Here is a 19261-nt window from a genome sequence, read left to right as displayed (position 1 = left end):
GAAGTCTATTTGGTTAAGTCTTTAGGGTATCAATTTATTTCGCTGTTAGTAAAAGGGGATAATACTGATGGGGTTTAAGCCTGTTGACAATTAAGAACGGTAGTCTGCATTAATGGAGACGTAATCGTGGGAAAAGTCGCAGGTATAGACCGTTTCGGTGTGCTCACCACGCCCTAGTGAAACACGTACTAGAATTTCACTTTGTTCCATGACGCGTTGGCCATCTGCCTCGAGGTAGTCGGGGTTGCGTCCGCCATCGATGGCAACCAACACATCGCCTAGCCACAAGCGAATAAGGTTCACATCTAGATCATGAATGCCAGCATAGCCAATGGCCGCTAGAATACGACCTAGATTAGGGTCTGAAGCATAAAAGGCCGTTTTTACTAGCGGAGAATGCGCAATGGAGTACGCTACCTTGCGTGCCTCTTCAGAGCTGTGTGCGGCCTCTACAGTAATGGTCATAAACTTGGTGGCACCCTCGCCATCGCGCACAATTTTTTGTGCCAGATCAATAGCGGCTTCGCGTAGCGCATTAAACACATGGGTGTAATGAGGGCTAGCAACGCTATCAATATGCAAACCGCTTTGGCCTGTAGCGGCAATAATAAACGAGTCGTTCGTAGAGGTATCACCATCGATAGTGATGCGGTTAAAGGATTTGTTTGCTATTTCACGCGTCATATCCTGCAACAAATCGGGGGCAATACCCACATCGGTAGCTAAAAAGCCCAGCATGGTAGCCATATTAGGGCGAATCATGCCAGCCCCTTTACTGATGCCAGTAATAGTAATGGTTGTGTTTGCCACGCTAAGCTGCTGAGAGTGTAGCTTGGGCTGGGTATCGGTGGTCATGATACTGTGCGCGGCGTTGAACCAGTTGTTGTCTTGGAGGTCGTTAACAGCCGCAGGCAAGGCCGCCAGCAGCTTGGGCATGGGGAGCGGCTCTAGGATAACGCCAGTAGAAAAAGGCAGAATTTGGGCGGGACGTAGGTGTAATAGCTTGGCGAGTTCGTTGCAAGTTTGATTGGCATCGGCTAAGCCTGGTTCACCAGTACCGGCGTTGGCATTGCCTGTATTAATGACTAGGGCACGTACATCAGACTCGGTGGCCAGATGTGTTTCGCAAACTTGAACAGGGGCGGCTTTAAAACGATTTGTTGTAAACACCCCTGCAACAGACGTGTTAGGGGAAAAGGTAAAAACCGTCAGGTCTTTGTTACCTGCTTTACGAATTCCTGCTGAGGCGATACCAATTTGGACGCCTTTAACAGCATGAATATCGGATTGAGCCGGGATAATAAGATTAACAGCCATAGCACACCTAATTGGAAGCGTTAAAGATGATAGATGTTCTTATATTACCGTGCTTTTGCTGGATTGATTAGTGATTAGGCTGTGTAAAGTCCTGAGAATGTTTTTTTAATTCCTCAAGAGAGCTCATCATGGCGTCAATTTGAGATTCGGACAGTTTCCCAAACACAGAGCATACCCACTCGTTGTGTGCATCACTCATGGCGTCTAATTGTTTTTGACCTTTGGTTGTCAGTTTTAATAGCGAGCTGCGACGATCGCGCGGCAGTTGAGTGCGTTGTACCAGACCTTCTTTGACTAGTTGATCAGCAATGCCAGTAATATTGCCGTTGGTTACCATCATATGGCGTGATAAATCGCTCATTTTGATGCCTTGGGGGAACTGCTCTAACTGAGCCATTACCTCGTAACGTGGCAAGGTGGTATTGAATTCGCGCCGTAGACGACTGCGAATTTCATTTTCTATGAGGCGTCCACAACTGAGGTAGCGCAACCAGGTACGCAAGTGGTGGCAAGCGCTTGGTTTGAGACGACCTTCCAGATCGGGTAGATCAGAATGGGTCGATGAAAGAGGTAAGTCATGTAATAACATAGCAATGCCCTAAGAGGATTTGATTAGACGTAATCAGGGTCCATTAAATTCTAGGTGGGCATGCTATGTCGTGCTTTGCGAATAATCAAAGATTAAAGCATTGCTTAGTTTTTCAATTTTTTAAAGGCGCGATCAGCCGCATCCAGTGTGGCTTGAATGACGTCGTCTGTATGCGCGCCTGAAGTAAATGAAGCCTCGAAAGCAGAGGGTGCCCAATACACGCCCTCGTCTAACATGGCATGGAAAAACTGTTTGAATTGGTCGATGTTGCTGGCCGCAACGTCTGCGTAAGTGGTGGGCACGGTTGCACTGAAGTACAGACCCAACATGCCACCGATAGAGTCTGTGCAGAAGGTCAACCCGTGACCACGAGCTATGTTTTGTAGACCATCGGCTAATTTTTTTGTTTGTTGGGCTAATTCAGTGTAGAACTGGGCGTTATCCAAAAGCTTTAAGGTCACTAGTCCAGCGGCTACGGCAACGGGGTTGCCAGATAAGGTGCCAGCTTGATAGACATTACCTAGCGGAGCAATGCAGTCCATGATGTCAGCACGCCCACCAAAAGCACCTACAGGCATCCCGCCGCCAATGACCTTAGCAAGGGTGGTTAAATCGGGTGTAATGCCGCTTAGACCTTGTACGCCTTGGGGCCCAGCTCTGAAGCCTGTCATCACCTCGTCAAAGATCAATACCGCGCCGTGCGCAGTACACAATTCGCGCAAACCTTCTAGAAAGCCGGGGGCAGGCTTAATAAGGTTCATATTACCGGCTACAGGCTCGACAATAATACAAGCAATATCATCGCCGTGTTCGGCAAATGCCGCTTTTACCGCATCTAGATTATTAAAATCTAATACGAGTGTGTGGCGGATAAAGTCTTGGGGGACTCCTGCAGAGGTGGGGTTGCCAAAGGTTAAAAGCCCAGAGCCGGCTTTAACTAATAAACTGTCGGCGTGACCGTGGTAACACCCTTCAAATTTAATGATCTTATTGCGACCGGTATAGCCTCGCGCTAAACGAATTGCGCTCATGGTGGCCTCGGTACCAGAGCTGACCAAACGGACTTTTTCCATTGAGGGCAGGCGCTGACTGATTAGCTCGGCTAATTCAACCTCGCCTTGGGTAGGAGCACCAAAAGAAAGACCGTTGACGGCGGCATCTTGAACCGCTTGCACCACATCAGGGTGAGCGTGACCTAAAATAGCGGGACCCCAGGAGCCCACGTAATCAATGTACTGTTTACCATCAGCGTCCCAAACATAGGCCCCTTGGGCACGCGTAATAAAACGAGGCGTGCCGCCTACGGATCCAAAAGCGCGCACGGGAGAGTTAACCCCACCGGGTATATGTTGGGATGCACGAGCAAAAAGCTCTTGATTGTTAGACATAAATAATCCTGTGAATCATGAAGTAAAAAGACGGCTGAAAGCACGCGCTTCGGCATAAATATCGGGCGCTTCAAATAGACTGCTAATAACAGCAATGCTATCTACGCCGGCCTCAAGGAGGGGGGCGGCATTGCTTGGGGTAATACCGCCAATCGCTACGACCGCGGCTCGCGTGTAATCGCCGTAGCGTTCGCACAAAGCACGACCTTGACGTAAGATGTCGAGCGTTGCGCGCGGAGCATGCGGCTTGATCAGAGAGGGGTAAACCGCACCAAAGGCCACGTAATCTACACCGAGCTGTAAGGCTTGTTCGGCTAAAGCTGGCTGGTCGTAACAGGTGCTACCAAGCCATTGATTTGTATGTAGGCCGGCTTTGGCAGCATTAAGTTCCCCGTCGTCTTTGCCTAGGTGGGCTCCAGCTACGTGCAAATCGCGAGTCACTTGCCAGTCGTCATTAATAATCAGAGGCAGTTCTAATTGGGCACACAGCTGTTGCACAGCATGGCGTTGCGCTACGTGGAGCTCTGCGTCAGCCTGTTTCCGACGCCACTGTAACACGACCATGCCACCCTCGTGGGCAGCTTGGATAGCCTCTAGCAAACGCGGTGTGTCATCCCATTCAGGGGTAATGCCGTATAAACCGCGTGGAAAACGTAAAGGTAAAGTCATAAAGATCTCAGTTAGGATACGACATGGCGCAAAATACGACTGCCCATCCCTGCTTGAAATGCATGCTCAGAGGCCTTATCTGTATAGAGGATAGCGTTAGCACAAGCGCTACGCATGTCGAGCCCTTGGGCTAAGTAGGCGCTAATAAGGGTGCTGAGCAACCCCTCGGTATCTTGCAGCCGTGCAGGGTGTACGGCGCTTTGCCACTCGTGCAATAAGCCGTCTTGATTGTAAAGCTGGTGCGTGACGTAACCTGGGTCCGAGGCAGGTAAGGTGTAAAACACCATTTTTGCCCCAAACTCTAATAGGCTAGCGATGGGATTATCTGTTTCTGGTAACAAGCCATCGGCTTGCCATTGCGCCAATAAGGTGTGGTCTGCTATCACCACCTGAGTTTGAGGCAATACAAGCTGAAAAATGGCGTCAGTAATTTCATCGGTTTCCGCGTCGTTGCTTAAAATGTCCTCGTCGGGAATGGATTGCAAGTGTAAGACCAATGGCAATTCCGTATAATCTGCGGCGATTTGTGCTAAAACACTGGCAGCGTCAATGGAATACAATGGACCAGCTTTAATGCTGTGTACACTCATGTCCTCGAGCAAACAGCGCATTTGGTCATACATGACGTCGGGTGCGCTAAGTGTAATAAGTTCGGTATGAGTGGTGTCTTGCACATGAGTTGCCGTTACAATGCTTAGCGCATGGCAGCCCACGGCAGCACAGCTGACAGCATCAGCAGGTAAATACATAGAGCCAGTAGGATCTAACGGGGCAAAAACCAAGACTACAGGCGGTGGGGTTGCGGTCATAGCGGCAGTGTCAAAGAAAAAATGCGAGACAATATGTCGTAAATGGATAAATGAACAGGTATTAAATTCTGTTTATATTCAGTACTATCGACCCATTTTAATAGATTGCTCGCTCTAAAGGGCAATCGTGGTTTTTTTAGTGAGTATTTTATGAGTACATGGATGTGTTTGATTTGTGGTTGGATCTATGACGAGGAAGCGGGCTTGCCCGAAGAAGGCATCGCTCCTGGTACAAAATGGGAAGACGTGCCACCCAATTGGGTCTGTCCAGAGTGTGGCGCACGTAAAGAAGATTTTGAAATGATCGAGGTATAACCCTGAACCATGTCTCTAGTGATTAGGTTCTTACTTTGCCTAACAACTCAAGGAGATTTTGATGACTACACCTACACCTAACGCATCCCAAACCCCGCGAGTTGATTTCACCAATCAGTTACTGATTGCAATGCCGGGCATGGTGGGAGGCAGCTTAGCAGATACTGTGATTTATATCTGCGAGCACAGTGATCAAGGCGCACTAGGCGTTGTGATAAATCGTCCTACTGATTTAACTCTTGGCGATTTGTTACAACGCATAGACTTAGATTTATCTTTGGAAATTGACGTGCGTCAAAATGCTCCCGTTTTCTTTGGGGGCCCAGTCCAAACTGACCGTGGTTTTGTTTTACACACGCCTGTAGGCGATTACAGTTCAAGCATCAGCATGGGTTCAGAGGTGGCGCTAACGACGTCACGCGATGTGTTGCAAGAGGTTGCTATAGGTAGTGGTCCCGATCAGCTACTGGTTACCTTAGGCTATGCGGGGTGGTCAGCGGGGCAGCTTGAAGAGGAAATGGCTGGAGGGGCGTGGCTTCATGTGGAGGCTAACCTCGACATTTTATTCTCCATACCTGCGGCCGAACGCTACCAAGCGGCTTTAGGTCAATTAGGTATTGATCCAATTATGTTGACCGGGGCTTCCGGTCATGCCTGACATGGATCATACCTTGCTTTGCTTTGATTACGGTCTAAAGAAAATAGGTGTGGCGATTGGCAATACCTTAACTGGTTTAGCGCGGCCATTAACTATCTTACGGCCTGTAACCAAAGCAGAGCGCTTTGCTCAAATTGAAGCCTTGCTGAATGAATGGCAGCCCGATGCTTTAGTGGTCGGACTGCCTTTAACGTTAACAGGTGCAGAGCAATATGCTTCACTACGCTGTCGTCGGTTTGCTAATCAGTTGCATGGGCGCTATGCCCTGACCGTACACTTAGTTGATGAGCGTGGTTCCAGCCTTGAGGCACAAGACATCTTGGCAAATAATGACGATGATGATGCGGTTGCCGCAGCAGTGATCTTACAACGTTGGCTTGATCAAAAAGAATGAGAAGAGGGCTTCGTTTTGGATGGCGTGCCTTAGCGCTGATTGTGTGGCTGCTACTAGGACTCTTTATATTGAGTCTATTGTTTCCTTTATGGACTCAAACACGTCGTCAGGCTGTACATGCTTGGTGGTCAGGAAGGCTATTATATTGGTGTGGAATACACGTCGATTATTTTGGTCAACCCGAGCTGCACAAACCTGTTTTGTTTGTAATGAACCATGTCTCTTGGTTAGATATTTTCGTCGTCAATCAAAAACGTGCTACGTCTTTTATAGCTAAAAGTGATATACGAAGTTGGCCTGTAGTCGGTTGGTTGGTGACGGGTGCGGGTACAGTTTATATAGAGCGTGGGCAGCGCCACGCCATTAAACGCGTGGCTGAACAAATGCAGCAACGCTTTAAGCAACAACAGGCGGTGGGCTTATTTCCCGAGGGCACGACCTCGGATGGTTTCACGGTAAGACCTTTTCACGCGAGCTTATTTGAAACAGCGCTTAGAACAGAGGTCGATATTCAACCAGTTGCGTTGCGTTTTTTTGATGATACAGAACGTAGTGCTCGGGTTGCATTTATTGGCGAGCAAAGTCTGCTGTGTAATATTTGGTTGTTGTTATCGCAGCCCAAGGTACGTATTGAATGCGTGTTTTTGCCGCCTTTACCTCATGCGCACAATCAAACCCAAGGCCGAGCCGCGACGGCTCAGCAGGCTTATGATTTGTTATTGGCTCAAGTTGAAAAAGGGCTTAACGCGCCGTCTCGATTTTCTACCTGAACTAACCGGCGGTCGCGCAGGCGCATAGCTGTTAATTGCCCACCCCAAAGACAGCCTGTATCTAGCCCCACCACATCTGCTTGCATATGTAGTCCTAAGGTAGACCAATGCCCAAACACAACGGGCGTCTCAATACGGCGTGCGGGCATAGCAAACCAAGGGGTTAGGTCCGTGGTGTTAGGTGCTCCTGAGTATTTGCTTAATGCGCCGTGCTGATCAAAAAAACGCAGGCGTGTCAAAATATTGACAACCAAACGTTCGGTATCCGTGTCAGACAAGTCGGTACGCCATTGATTGGGCTGATTGCCAAATAATGTCTGAATATGCTGATGCCAATCGGGCGCTTGAAGGCGTTGCTCTACACGTTTAGCTAATGCTAATACTTGGGCTAAGTTCCACGTGGGATGCAAGCCAGCATGAACCATTAAATGGCCTACTTGATGTAAAGCTAAGGGTTGATGACGTAACCAATCAATTAGAGCAGGCCCGTTTGTGGCTTTTAGTATAGGGGTGAGCGTGTCACTATCACTTTGCTTACGCACTCCGGCGGCGACCGCTAACAAGTGAATATCATGATTACCCAAAACCACTTGAGCTTGATTACCTAGGTCATGCACTAGTGTAAGCACCTCTAGTGAACCGGGTCCTCTATTGACGAGGTCTCCAAGAAAAATATAGTGTGCATTGGGCTGTTGTAGCTCGGGTTGGGCGAGCAGGTGCTGCAAACTATGAATGCAGCCTTGTACATCGCCAATTACCCAGTAATCAGGAGTCAGCATTAGGACTCCTTATGAAAATGACGTGCCCAGCGGTGCGCGTTTTCGATAATAAGCAGCGCCCCAAGCGCCACAGCCAGCGCAAAAATACTAGGTAATAAGGCGGTGAGCCAAGGTTGCCAGTTAGTAAGCATACCCAGATTTAAGGCCAGTTGGTTGGCCATAAAAAAGCCCACCCCAATTAAAATACCTAAAAAGATTTTTGTGCCTACACCACCGTGGCGCGTTTGCATAAAGCTAATTGGCGCGGCAATAGTGATCATTACAAGCAAAGTAAACGGGTAGGCAAGTTTGCGCCAGAGGGCTACGGTTTGACGTTCTGTTTGTAGATCGTTGGCTTTTAAGTAGCTAATGTAGTCAATGAGATCGGTAGCGGCCATGCGCTCGGGGGTTAATACGCGCACCAAAAGACGTTCGGCACTTAAACTGGTTTCTAGCTCGAGCTGTGCGACGTGTTCCAGTGTAATACTAGGTACTAAGGGTGTAACGCCCGCTTCCAAAGCTTTAAGCACATCGGGATTAATAATTGAACGTTGTACATCTTTAAGCAAAAGATGAGTAAGCGTGAATTCGCCTACGCTAGCTTGGGTATAGCTTTGCAAGTGTTGGTCCGCATCAAACTCATACACATGCACTTGTTCTACACTCGATGTGCCACGCAAGTGAGTAATATTAATAAGACGGGTCTGGTTGTCAGACGCATTTTCTTTAAACCAGTAACCACTATTTAAGCGTCCTCCTCCGGCTTTGCCTAAGAGCTTCAGGCTGCTTTCACTGGCTTGAATTTCAGCGCGTGGCGTAATGTATTCAGACAGCACAAAAGCCCCTAGCATTAAGGGAATAGTAATGATCCAAAGACTTATCAAGAGCTGTAAGCCACTGACACCGGACACCCGTAATATGACAAGTTCATTACGTTGGGCTAAACCGGCCAATGCCAATACAGCACCAATTAATAATCCAATAGGCAGTAACTCGTAGAGTTGCGTGGGCAGGTTAAGTAATTGCAAGTACAGCAAACTACCTAAACTGAGGCTGGCGCTTAGTTTGTCTAGCTCTTCAATTAAATTGAAAAAGCTAAATAAACCTAGCAAGGCCAACAGCACAACAGCGCTAGAGCGATAAATTTCAGTGGCTAAGTAGCGACGAGCAAGACGCATAAAAATAAACGTTAAGGGGCACTCACCAAACGCATGCGCTGCACAATGGTATTGGTGCGGCGTTGTAAATAGGTGGTGTTGCCGTTTTGGTCATAAAAAACGGGGTTGGGCAGCATGGCGGCAAGGCGGGCAGCCTGGGCGGGGCTAAGCTGCTGGGCAGAGCGCTTGAAGTAACGCTGTGCCGCCGCTTGAGCCCCAAATTCCGAAGTCCCCCATTGAGCGAAGTTCAAATATAACTCGAGAATACGTTGCTTAGACATGACTTGCTCAAGCATAACGCTAATAATTAGTTCTTGTCCTTTGCGTGTGTAACTGCGCTTATTAGATAAAAATAAGTTTTTCGCAAGTTGTTGCGTGATGGTTGAACCGCCACGACGCCGCTCTGAGCCTTGGGCAGCCTGCTGTTGGTTGTACTGCCATGCTTGACGAATGGCATCCCATTCCACGCCGCTGTGTATAAGAAAATTAGCATCCTCAGAGCTAATCACAGCACGTTTTAAATTAGCGCTGATTTGGTCGTAATCAAGCCAGCTGTGCTGTAACTGGGCGTCAGGGTTTTCTCGTTTAAGGTCTTTTAGTGTTTCCCGCATAACGGCGCTAGAGCTGGGGTTATAGAAATTAAACCACACCACTCTTACCAAAAAACTGAACTGATACAAAAAAACGAGAAGAATACTGACTGCTACTATGATAAGTAGGCGTTTCATGGGGTGTATAGCTTGCCGTTTCATAACCACTGTTAGCGTAAAGTAGCCAGCACAGGGTCTAACTCGGGCTTGTGCCCATGCCAAATAAAAAAACTAGCTGCGGCCTGCCCAACTAGCATGCCAAGCCCATCAGCACATTGCTTTGCACCAGCATGGTGGCATTGTTGCAGGAATGCGGTGGGCTGATTGCCGTAAACCATATCGTAAGCCAAGGCGTTTTCATTAAAGAGGGGTACGGTCTGAAGAGGACTTTGTTGGTGCAAACCACTGGAGGTAGCGTTGATCACAATATCCCATGTGCCTTCAATAGAGCTTAGGTCACCCCCATCAATTTGAGTATTAGCAGTGAGTGGGTCTGCCTGTGTAGCCAGTTCGTTGACTAAATCGAGCGCTTTTTGAGCCGTGCGATTAATAATACGTAAATGGGATGGCTGTGCCGATAATAAAGGCAGTACCACTCCGCGCGCTGCGCCACCTGCCCCTATTAACAAGACACGTTTATCTTTTGGGTTAAATCCCAAACGGATTAAATCGTTAAGCAACCCCACGCCATCGGTATTGCAGCCGTGCAATACTTGGTTATCCATCCAAAGGGTATTTACCGCGCCAGCTAGCTCAGCGCGTGGGCTGCGCACTTGTGCCATAGAGAAAGCGAGTTCTTTAAAAGGCACTGTGATGTTTAAGCCTTTACCCCCTTGGGCAAAAAAACCGCGTACATGGTCACTAAAATCATTGCGGTCTGCCAAAATTCGATCATAGTGCAGGGTTAAGTCAAATTGCTTTGCAAACGCATGATGAATTTCAGGAGAGCGACTATGGGCGATAGGGTTGCCTACAACGGCGCAACGAATAAGTGGATTGGTTGTCATAGTAGTTAATCGGTTTTTAAATTGCCTTTAGTGAAATGCCAACTTCGCGTAATAGCGAGAATATCCGTTTGTTCGCGCATTTCAGCAGAAAAAGCAGGGTAAGGGGCAGCCAAGCGTACTATACGTTGAGCAGCGACGTTAAATAATGGGTTTTGGGCTGGCTGATGAATTTCAATTTTGACTAGGTTGCCTTCTTGGTCAATGAAGACGGTCATTTGCAATGCATCAGATAACTGGCCTTTGGCTTGATCGGGGTAATGTTCCGTTCCTAAACGCTCTATTTTGGCACGCCATGCCTCAACGTAGGCCGCAAAAGCAGAGGCTTTGGCTGATGGTGCCTCAAAGTGAACGCGTGGTTTGGCATTGTATTGATTTAGCTTGTCTTTTAATGCGTGAAGCTCTAAAGCTAATTGTACGTGCTCTGCGGATTGCTCTTGATCGAGCTCGGCGTTTGGGCTTAGGTCAGCATTTGGTACGGGCTGTAGTGCTTGCCATTCGGCTTCAAGCTGCGTTAAGCGTTGCTGCTGCTCGGCTTCGGCTTGGCGTAGACGCTCTTGTAATGCTTGGAGCACTAAGGAGTTAGGGCTGGGAACGGCTTGACCAGTAAAAGGAGCAGAGGCGAGTTGATCGTCGTCTGCACTACCGCCGCCCACGGCATTCCATTGAGCCAATAATACGGCCTCTAGATCCGTAGCGTCGGTTTGATAGTTAATTAGGCTAATTTCTGGATCAAGTGTTTTAGAGAGAGTGGCAGGAGTAGCAGGCCAAAAGTAAACCAGAGCAAGACCGTGAAGCAGCAGTGATAAAAACACGGCGAGCCATAAATGATCAGAACGAGACAAAAAACGGTGCTTGCTCATGGTAATTAAGCGCTTGGCGTAGTCACTTCTGCCTCAGGGCTTACAATTTCCCTAAGACGCGCCTCTACTGTTAGCTCAAGCTCATTAAAACTTAATAGGTCAATAATTAGCTTTTGCCCACGCTCTAATTCACCTACGCCGGGTAGGCGAGTCACAAAGGGAGCCAGATCAAAGCGAACGAGGTCTTCTTTAATCACAGTAACAGGCATTTGGGTAATGCCTTGTTGCTGTAACCAACGCAGTACCCAGTACCGCTCAATTTGGTTTTGGAAGTCGTTCCAGGTGCTGTATTGGGCTTCAAACGCACTAATAATACTGTAAAGATCGGATTCTTTGGGTTTGAATGGTGCGACTAAGCGCGCGGATACGCCGTGTTCGGCAGCAGCAAGGATTTGCCACTGATTCACTAAATCCACATAACGACGTAGAGGCGAGGTAGACCAGGCATACTGAGGCACACCAATGCTGTCGTGTGGTAGAGCATGGGTAGACATGCGGGTTCGCATGTTTTGCTGAGAGCGATAAATACCCGGCACATCGTGTTGGGCCAGCAGCCCACCCCAGATGTTATTGGCTAAGATCATCATTTCGGCTGTGATCAGACCAACAGGCGCATTGCGTACGCGTGGGACTAAGGCCACAACACTATTGGGATCATCGGGTGCTCCGGTGAGCTCAAACAAGAACTCAATACGGTTATTGTTTTCAGGTTTGCCACGAACTAATTCACGTTGTTGGCTTAGAAATTGGCTGACTTGCCACAAAGGACGCAACCAGTCGCCATAGGGCAGCTCACTATTTGGATCATTTAACGCTTCTACCGTGACCAACGGATCAAGCTGGTTTTGGCGTAAATTCTCTTTGACACGTATACGTTCTAGTACTGTGCGCGTTTGCGTAATAGATTGAGCTGCCAGATCAATATCCACGTATAACGACAAGGCTGGGCGTTCTAACCCTTGGTCTAATGAAAAAGCACGAATAACTGCCTCGGGCAGCATAGGGACTTTTTGCCCAGGCGTATACAGCGTGGATAAGCGCTTACGAGCAATGCTATCTAGTTCGTTATCGCGCTGTACGGCTAAGCCTGGTGTGGCAATATGCACACCCACACGCCAATGCTGCGGTGCTAGCTCTTGGATAGATAGCGCATCATCAATTTCAGTGGTACCAGCATCATCAATGGAATACGCGATAACGTCGCTTACGGGAAGCTCTGTGCCCCATTCGGCGGCTAACTCAATGTCTGGAAAGTCTGTGCCACGCGGGAAATACTGCGAGAAAAAACGATGACGGTGCAAGGCAAGTGGACTGGACCAAGCATTAAGATCCAGCAAGAGCTGTTCTGGGCTGCAGTTGAGCTCTTTAACGGCTGCGTCAAAGGCTTTCCACTCAAGACTGTTTTTGTCGGGGCTGCTTAATAAGCTGTTGGCCGCTGCTGCAATGGGTGCAGGTAGCTCGCCCGCAACCATTGCCGCGGTCCATTGCTCCTGCAGGGCGGCTTGCTCGCGTTTTTTCTCAATGGCTGCCAAGGCGGCCTCAAGAATTTCTGGCGGTGCGCTGCGATACAGACCTTTACCGCGACGGTGAAAATAAGCAGGGGCACCGTGTAACGCTAAAATTAAGGCTGTTTTTTCTACTGCGCTAGGCGGATGCCCAAAGTAATCCTCGGCAAAGTCCACCGCATTGAACTCGTCTTGGGGGGCGCACTCCCACAAAAAATGAATATCCAAATCGGCGGCAAGCTGCTCGGCCTGCTCTAGCAATGCTGCCGGCTCGGGTTGCGCAAATTCAAAAAACACATTGTTTTTACGAATTTTGCTGCGTTTTCCTGTTGCGGATTCAACCTGCATTGTGGTTTCTGCATCAGAAAAGATTTTTTCAGCTTTAAATTTACCGCTGTCTTCAAAAAGGACGTACATAAGAGCTCTTGAGGTAAAACAAGTAATGAGGAGGAGAAGTGGAGCTTAGGCGTTAATAAAGTGTAAAACAGGTGCTAGATAGAGTTCAAAATCGGCAATGCCATGATCGCTACCCAAAATGAACAACCCCTGACTTCCTTCATAAAAGGCGAGCATTTCGTGGCTATTTAACACCTCATCATCACGGGATGCTACCAAAAAGTAGCGTTGCGGCTGCGTGCATGAGGCGGTGGCCATGGCCTGTAGCTCGTCTACATATTCAGGTAAAAACTCAAAGGGTTGATCTGAATGATACATGGTGTGCGTACCAACTTGGGTAGCTAAGTCGCGCGCGGCATGGACTGTTGGGTTGAGCACAATGGCTTTGCATTGCCATTGTTCCGCTAAGACCTGTGCATAATACCCACCTAAAGAGGAGCCAATGATGATGAGTTCGGTGGTTGGGTCCTTGAGCTGTGCTGCTTGAATTAGCTCGTTACACAACGCAATGGCTGCGGCAGGACTAGCAGGTAACTGTGGACAACACCAACGTGCACCTAATTGGTTTGCGGTCAGTGTACGCTTTAGCGCTTGAGCTTTAAAAGAATGGGGGGAAGATTTAAACCCATGTAAGTACAAAATCATGACTGCTCCACCTCAAAGCGTTGGGTTAGCCCCTGTAATAAACGCTCGTGGATCCCACCAAAGCTGCCATTACTCATGACCACAATATGATCATTGGGCTGTGCAAACTGCACAATTGCTTCAATGAGCTGATCTAAATTGTCTTTAATAGTGATGGCCTCGCCGAGAGGGGCAAAAGCGTGTTGTGCATCCCACGCCAAAGCATGTTTACCGCTGGGTTCAGTGTAACAAAATGTATGGTGAGCGTGGCTGAGTGATGCAGGTAAGCGGGCGGCCATGGCCCCCATTTTCATCGTGTTTGAGCGTGGTTCAAGCACGGCAATGATGCGGTCGGTTTTGGGTAAGTCTTTAGCTAAGCCCTCTAAGGTCAGTGCAATAGCCGTTGGGTGGTGCGCAAAATCATCATAAACGCGAATCCCCGCACGGGTACCGCGTAATTCCATGCGTCGTTTGATGCCTTGAAAAGCGCTAAGAGCCGCACAGCTTTGGGCTGGGCTAACCCCTACGTGTTGAGCGGCGGCAATAGCTGCTAAGGCATTAAGCCGATTGTGCTCGCCGCTTAAACCCCAATGTATATCACCGTGATGCGTTGTTTGGTAATAAATAGAGAGTTGACCAGCCGCCGTTTGCGTAGCGTGCCAGCCGGAAGCATTTTCTAGCGTTTGCACAGGCGTCCAGCAGCCCCGCTCTAGAACGCGATCTAAGGCCTCGGCCTCGTTGGGGCGAATGATTAACCCATTGGAAGGGATAGTGCGTACCAAATGATGGAATTGGGTTTCTATGGCGCTTAGATCGGTAAAAATATCAGCATGATCGAACTCAAGATTGTTCAAAATAGCAGTACGTGGACGGTAATGCACAAATTTTGAACGTTTATCAAAAAAAGCCGTGTCGTACTCATCGGCCTCAATGACAAATAAAGACTGTTTTGCATCAAAGCGTGCCGATACGCCGAGGTCAGGTGCTACGCCCCCAATTAAAAAATTAGGGTGATGCTGGTTGTACTCCAGTATCCATGCCAGCATGGAGCTTGTGGAGGTTTTGCCATGCGTACCCGCTACAGCAAGCACATGCTGTGAGCGTAAAATGGTGTCGCCCAACCATTGCGGGCCCGATGTATAAGCTAAACCTTGCTCTAAAATGGCTTCCATTAATGGGTTGCCACGGCTTACTACATTGCCCACCACAAACAGGTCGGGTTTTAGTTCAAGTTGCTCAACCCCATAGCCCTCGATGAGCTCAATACCCTGTTCTTCAAGCTGCGTGCTCATAGGGGGGTAGACGCCGGCATCACACCCTGTGACGGTATGACCTGCTGCGCGGGCAATTAAAGCAAGCCCGCCCATAAATGTTCCACAAATACCTAAGATATGAATGTGCATAAATCCTCCAGTTGCACTCATTTTAGACAAGATTTGCTTTTGTGCTGTAAAAAAGGAACCATTTGCGCATGGTAGGCTACTAAATTAAAGAGTTATTGCACAAAGAGGAAAGAATGAAATTGCGTCAAATCCTGTTCGCGAGTTGGCTTGGGCTTATGTGCTGGGGCGGCTTGGCGTGGGCAGAGTCCAAGGTATTTGCGATAGAGGCGGATGATTTAACCGGGCAGTCTATCAGTCTAGAGTCCTACCAAGGCAAAGCCTTAGTGCTTAATTTTTGGGCAACGTGGTGCCCGCCTTGTGTCAAGGAAATGCCCGAGCTCGAGGCATTAAGTCAGGCGCATCCCGACGTGCAGTTTGTAGGCCTAGCCATAGACACCCAACGTAATGTAAAACGATTTTTAGAAAAAGTACCGGTTAACTATGCTATTTATGTTACTGGCCACCGTGGTGTCCAAATAATGAAAACTTTGGGAAATAAAGCAGGAGGCATTCCATTTACCCTAGTTTTGAATGCCGATGGCTCGGTAGCCCAGCAGGTATTGGGGCAAATCGATTCTGCACAACTTGATCAAATTTTAACCAAGTTGAAAAATTAAGTGCAGGCAGCAGCAACTGAGTCTATTTTCGATTAAACTAGGCGTGTTTATGCCTTATTTTCTTGCTAAGCGCCTTGTTTTTATGGACAAACAGGGCGTTTTGGCGTAAAAAGGCGATCTAGAATCATAATTTTATTTAGCAATGGCACGTAACATTCTGGTTATACATGGCCCTAATTTGAACTTGCTTGGCAAGCGCGAGCCCCATATTTATGGTGCACAAACACTGAATGATGTGAATCAGCATTTGGTGCAACTTGCCACCAAGCTTGATGTGAAATGCGATATCTTTCAAAGCAATTCTGAAGGGCAGCTTGTGGATAAAATTCACGCTGCTGCTCAGCAACAGGTCGACTACATCATCATCAATGCCGGTGCCTACACTCATACCAGTGTTGCTATCCGTGATGCGCTCGCGGGCGTCGCTATCCCCTTTATCGAAGTACATATTTCCAATGTGCATCGTCGAGAACCTTTCCGCCATCATTCGTATTTGTCTGATATTGCGCAAGGGGTGGTAGTAGGGCTAGGCGCTTACGGCTATGAAGTAGCATTACGTTACGCCGTCGCTGCTTAATTTTTATCCAATTTTAACAACACCCAAGTCCGTATTTATTTAAAAACGGTAGTGGTGTGGCAGGAAACATGCATGGATCTGAGAAAACTTAAAACCTTAATTGACCTCGTTGCAGAGTCTGATATTTCTGAACTCGAAGTCACAGAGGGAGATGGCAAGGTCAGAATTGTTAAGTCGGCGCCTGCTGCACCTCAACAAATGGTATATGCCGCAGCTCCCGTTGGTGCTGCTCCTGCCGCTGCTGCTCCTGTAGCGGCTGCTGTGCCCGCAGCAGAGGAAGCTCCCGCAGTGCCGAATGGTCATGTGGTAACTGCACCAATGGTAGGTACGTTCTACCGTGCACCTAACCCAGGCGCGGCTCCATTTGTAGAGGTAGGTCAAAGCGTTGCCGAGGGCGACGCGCTATGTATTATCGAAGCGATGAAGCTGCTAAACGAAATCGAAGCAGATAAAGCGGGCGTCATCAAAGAAATTTTTGTTGAAAATGGTGCTCCCGTCGAATACGGTCAGCCCTTGTTTGTGATTGGCTAATTTCATGTTTGAAAAGATCCTTATCGCTAACCGGGGAGAAATCGCCCTACGCATCCAGCGCGCTTGTCGCGAAATGGGTATTAAAACCGTAGTTGTGCATTCCGAGGCAGATCGCGACGCCAAATACGTGCGCTTGGCTGACGAGTCCGTCTGTATTGGTCCTGCTAACCCCCGTGAAAGCTACTTAAATATGCCTGCAATTATCGCAGCCGCCGAAGTCACTGATGCCGAAGCCATTCACCCTGGCTACGGGTTTTTGGCGGAAAATGCTGATTTTGCAGATCGTGTTGAGAAAAGTGGTTTTGTATTTATCGGGCCTCGCGCCGAGACGATTCGTCTCATGGGCGACAAAGTGACCGCTAAAAAAACCATGATCGAAGCTGGCGTACCTGTAGTACCGGGTTCAGCTGGTGCACTGCCCGATGACCCCGAAGAAATTCTTCAAATCGCGCGCGATATCGGCTATCCCGTTATTGTTAAGGCATCTGGGGGTGGTGGCGGTCGAGGTATGCGTGTGGTGTATGCCGAAGGCGCATTGCTAAACGCAGTTGCCATGACGCGTGCCGAGGCCGAGGTTGCTTTTGGCAACCCAGACCTCTACATGGAAAAATACCTCCAAAACCCACGTCACATTGAAATTCAAGTTCTAGCCGATGGCGATCGTCATGCCGTATGGCTAGGTGAGCGCGATTGCTCTATGCAACGTCGTCACCAAAAAGTCATCGAGGAGGCCCCTGCACCTGGCATTCCTCGCAAGCAGCTCGATCGCATTGGCGAGCGCTGTGTAGAGGCGTGTCGCAAACTGAAATACCGCGGTGCTGGTACCTTTGAGTTCTTGTATGAAAACGGCGAGTTTTATTTCATTGAAATGAACACGCGTATTCAGGTTGAGCACACCATTACCGAAATGGTTACAGGCATCGACTTAATTCAACAGCAAATCTTAGTTGCCGCTGGTGAAAAATTCACGTTGCGTCAAAAAGACATCGAGTTCCGTGGTCATTCTATAGAGTGTCGTATCAACGCCGAAGATCCGTATAAATTTATTCCTAGCCCAGGGCTTGTGTCAAAATGGCACACACCCGGCGGTCCAGGTGTACGTATGGATTCACACGTATTTGCGGGCTATGTGGTGCCTCCTAACTACGACTCCATGATCGGCAAGCTCATTACCTACGGTACTACGCGTGAACAAGCCATTGCGCGTATGGATATTGCCTTGTCAGAAATGGTGGTCGAGGGTATTAATACCAATATCTTGCTGCATCGAGAGCTAATGCAAGACCCTGTGTTCCAAGAGGGCGGGTTTAGTATCCACTATTTGGAAGAAAAACTTGCAAAACGCCCTTAAGCGTTAAGTCACGGTAAAATAAAAAGCAGGGGGTGACCTCTGCTTTTATTTTTTGGAAATCACTATGCGTGAAATTGTATTTTTATGTGCTGAGCAACAAGCTGAGCATTTATCCGATGTGTTATTGGATTTAGGCGTATTGTCGGTGTCAGTCGAAGATGCAAACGAAAACACCGACCAAGAGCGTCCTTTGTATGGTGAGCCAGGTCTAGAGCCCGAGGTCTTAGCATGGGATCGTAACCGTGTGGTGGCATTATTGCCCGAACACTTACAACCCGAGCAATTAGTTCAAGACTTACGCGATCAGCAAATCATTAGTCTAGAGGATGCAGATTGGTTTGTACGCGAAGTACCCGATAACGATTGGGTACGTTTAACTCAGTCTCAGTTTGGCCCTATTCAGGTGGGTGAAAAAATACTCATTGTGCCTAGCTGGCATGCCGAGGATGAGCTCACCCTTCAAGCCCACGATCAAAATAAAGTATGTATTCAACTTGACCCGGGTTTAGCGTTTGGTACGGGCAGCCATCCTACCACCCATTTATGTCTAGAGTGGCTGGCAGAGCACTTGCAGGCAGGGCAAACCGTGCTGGATTACGGTTGCGGTTCAGGTATTTTAGCTATTGCTGCGCAGAAACTGGGCTCAGAGCGCACCGATGCGGTAGATGTGGATGAGCAGGCCGTCCTATCAACGCGCTCCAATGCCACAAACAATAACGTCACAGTCAACGCCTTATTACCTGACCAGTTGGGTGAAGGCCAGTACGATGTGGTGGTGGCTAATATTCTTTCTAATCCATTGAAAATGCTTGCTCCCATGTTGGCTGCACGGGTAAAAACCGGCGGGCACTTGGTTCTAGCTGGTATTTTTGAATGGCAAATCGATGAGATGCGTGAAGCATATAAAGACTATCTAAGCCTACAGCCTTGGCGTGACCGCGAAGGTTGGATTTGTTTGGTGGCCCACAAAACCAACTAGACCCCTCCTAGGTAAGAG

At 48.4% G+C, this 19261-nt stretch carries 22 protein-coding genes; 9 read left to right on the top strand and 13 right to left on the bottom strand.

What is annotated here, in order from left to right; translation table 11 throughout:
• Positions 1-90 precede the first annotated feature (90 nt).
• The 5 genes from argJ to ACBP46_RS12810 form a co-directional block, all read right to left on the bottom strand.
• Positions 91-1317, bottom strand: a complete 1227-nt coding sequence (gene argJ / locus ACBP46_RS12830) for a bifunctional glutamate N-acetyltransferase/amino-acid acetyltransferase ArgJ (RefSeq protein ID WP_371017113.1) — start codon at positions 1315-1317, stop codon at positions 91-93.
• 67 nt (positions 1318-1384) lie between these two features.
• On the bottom strand, positions 1385-1906 hold the full coding sequence (locus tag ACBP46_RS12825) for a MarR family winged helix-turn-helix transcriptional regulator (protein ID WP_371017112.1): 522 nt from the start codon (positions 1904-1906) through the stop codon (positions 1385-1387).
• Between the two features lie 104 nt (positions 1907-2010).
• Positions 2011-3294: a glutamate-1-semialdehyde 2,1-aminomutase gene (gene hemL, locus ACBP46_RS12820; RefSeq protein ID WP_371017111.1), complete on the bottom strand. Its 1284-nt coding sequence runs from the start codon at positions 3292-3294 to the stop codon at positions 2011-2013.
• A 15-nt stretch (positions 3295-3309) separates the two neighbouring features.
• Positions 3310-3963, bottom strand: coding sequence for a thiamine phosphate synthase (gene thiE, locus ACBP46_RS12815; RefSeq protein WP_371017110.1), 654 nt, complete (start codon positions 3961-3963; stop codon positions 3310-3312).
• A gap of 11 nt (positions 3964-3974) precedes the next feature.
• Positions 3975-4772 (bottom strand): bifunctional hydroxymethylpyrimidine kinase/phosphomethylpyrimidine kinase, encoded by a 798-nt coding sequence (locus tag ACBP46_RS12810; RefSeq protein WP_371017109.1) that lies wholly within the window; start codon positions 4770-4772, stop codon positions 3975-3977.
• Between the two features lie 150 nt (positions 4773-4922).
• Here ACBP46_RS12810 and ACBP46_RS12805 point away from each other — a divergent pair, with 150 nt between their 5' ends.
• From ACBP46_RS12805 to ACBP46_RS12790, 4 genes are all read left to right on the top strand, one after another.
• On the top strand, positions 4923-5087 hold the full coding sequence (locus tag ACBP46_RS12805; protein ID WP_077733889.1) for a rubredoxin: 165 nt from the start codon (positions 4923-4925) through the stop codon (positions 5085-5087).
• Positions 5088-5148: 61 nt separating this feature from the next.
• Positions 5149-5745: a YqgE/AlgH family protein gene (locus tag ACBP46_RS12800; protein ID WP_371017108.1), complete on the top strand. Its 597-nt coding sequence runs from the start codon at positions 5149-5151 to the stop codon at positions 5743-5745.
• Positions 5738-6139, top strand: a complete 402-nt coding sequence (gene ruvX, locus ACBP46_RS12795) for a Holliday junction resolvase RuvX (protein ID WP_371017107.1) — start codon at positions 5738-5740, stop codon at positions 6137-6139. Before ACBP46_RS12800 ends, ruvX begins: the two co-directional genes overlap by 8 nt.
• A 68-nt stretch (positions 6140-6207) precedes the next feature.
• Positions 6208-6909, top strand: coding sequence for a lysophospholipid acyltransferase family protein (locus ACBP46_RS12790; RefSeq protein ID WP_371017106.1), 702 nt, complete (start codon positions 6208-6210; stop codon positions 6907-6909).
• On the opposite strand, the gene ACBP46_RS12785 is transcribed toward ACBP46_RS12790, so the two are convergent.
• From ACBP46_RS12785 to mpl, 8 genes are read right to left on the bottom strand one after another with little or no spacing between them, the layout of a single operon-like run.
• Entirely contained in the window at positions 6864-7688 is an 825-nt protein-coding gene (locus ACBP46_RS12785; protein ID WP_371017105.1) for a symmetrical bis(5'-nucleosyl)-tetraphosphatase, read from the bottom strand. The two genes, ACBP46_RS12790 and ACBP46_RS12785, sit on opposite strands and share 46 nt — an antisense overlap.
• Positions 7688-8845, bottom strand: a complete 1158-nt coding sequence (gene lptG / locus ACBP46_RS12780; RefSeq protein ID WP_371017104.1) for an LPS export ABC transporter permease LptG — start codon at positions 8843-8845, stop codon at positions 7688-7690. Before lptG ends, ACBP46_RS12785 begins: the two co-directional genes overlap by 1 nt.
• A gap of 11 nt (positions 8846-8856) precedes the next feature.
• Entirely contained in the window at positions 8857-9552 is a 696-nt protein-coding gene (mtgA, locus tag ACBP46_RS12775) for a monofunctional biosynthetic peptidoglycan transglycosylase (protein WP_371017103.1), read from the bottom strand.
• A gap of 32 nt (positions 9553-9584) precedes the next feature.
• Positions 9585-10421 (bottom strand): shikimate dehydrogenase, encoded by an 837-nt coding sequence (gene aroE, locus ACBP46_RS12770; RefSeq protein ID WP_371017102.1) that lies wholly within the window; start codon positions 10419-10421, stop codon positions 9585-9587.
• A 5-nt stretch (positions 10422-10426) separates the two neighbouring features.
• Positions 10427-11263, bottom strand: coding sequence for a TonB C-terminal domain-containing protein (locus ACBP46_RS12765; protein ID WP_371017101.1), 837 nt, complete (start codon positions 11261-11263; stop codon positions 10427-10429).
• A gap of 23 nt (positions 11264-11286) precedes the next feature.
• Complete coding sequence (locus ACBP46_RS12760; protein ID WP_371017100.1) at positions 11287-13203, bottom strand: ribonuclease catalytic domain-containing protein; 1917 nt, start codon at positions 13201-13203, stop codon at positions 11287-11289.
• A 45-nt stretch (positions 13204-13248) separates the two neighbouring features.
• Complete coding sequence (locus ACBP46_RS12755; protein WP_371017099.1) at positions 13249-13827, bottom strand: YqiA/YcfP family alpha/beta fold hydrolase; 579 nt, start codon at positions 13825-13827, stop codon at positions 13249-13251.
• Positions 13824-15209 (bottom strand): UDP-N-acetylmuramate:L-alanyl-gamma-D-glutamyl-meso-diaminopimelate ligase, encoded by a 1386-nt coding sequence (gene mpl, locus ACBP46_RS12750; protein ID WP_371017098.1) that lies wholly within the window; start codon positions 15207-15209, stop codon positions 13824-13826. Before mpl ends, ACBP46_RS12755 begins: the two co-directional genes overlap by 4 nt.
• Before the next feature lie 113 nt (positions 15210-15322).
• On the opposite strand from mpl, the gene ACBP46_RS12745 reads away from it, so the two are divergent.
• From ACBP46_RS12745 to prmA, 5 genes are all read left to right on the top strand, one after another.
• Entirely contained in the window at positions 15323-15805 is a 483-nt protein-coding gene (locus ACBP46_RS12745; RefSeq protein WP_371017097.1) for a TlpA family protein disulfide reductase, read from the top strand.
• Positions 15806-15947: 142 nt separating this feature from the next.
• Entirely contained in the window at positions 15948-16382 is a 435-nt protein-coding gene (gene aroQ / locus ACBP46_RS12740; protein ID WP_371017096.1) for a type II 3-dehydroquinate dehydratase, read from the top strand.
• A gap of 72 nt (positions 16383-16454) precedes the next feature.
• Complete coding sequence (gene accB, locus ACBP46_RS12735) at positions 16455-16913, top strand: acetyl-CoA carboxylase biotin carboxyl carrier protein (protein ID WP_371017095.1); 459 nt, start codon at positions 16455-16457, stop codon at positions 16911-16913.
• 4 nt (positions 16914-16917) lie between these two features.
• On the top strand, positions 16918-18264 hold the full coding sequence (gene accC, locus ACBP46_RS12730) for an acetyl-CoA carboxylase biotin carboxylase subunit (RefSeq protein ID WP_371017094.1): 1347 nt from the start codon (positions 16918-16920) through the stop codon (positions 18262-18264).
• Between the two features lie 64 nt (positions 18265-18328).
• On the top strand, positions 18329-19243 hold the full coding sequence (gene prmA / locus ACBP46_RS12725) for a 50S ribosomal protein L11 methyltransferase (RefSeq protein ID WP_371017093.1): 915 nt from the start codon (positions 18329-18331) through the stop codon (positions 19241-19243).
• The last annotated feature ends 18 nt before the right edge of the window (positions 19244-19261 follow it).

The sequence above is a fragment of the Paenalcaligenes hominis genome, from assembly GCF_041359055.1.
Taxonomy (GTDB): Bacteria; Pseudomonadota; Gammaproteobacteria; order Burkholderiales; family Burkholderiaceae_B; genus Paenalcaligenes; species Paenalcaligenes hominis_A.
This window is presented reverse-complemented; position numbering and strand designations above follow the sequence as displayed.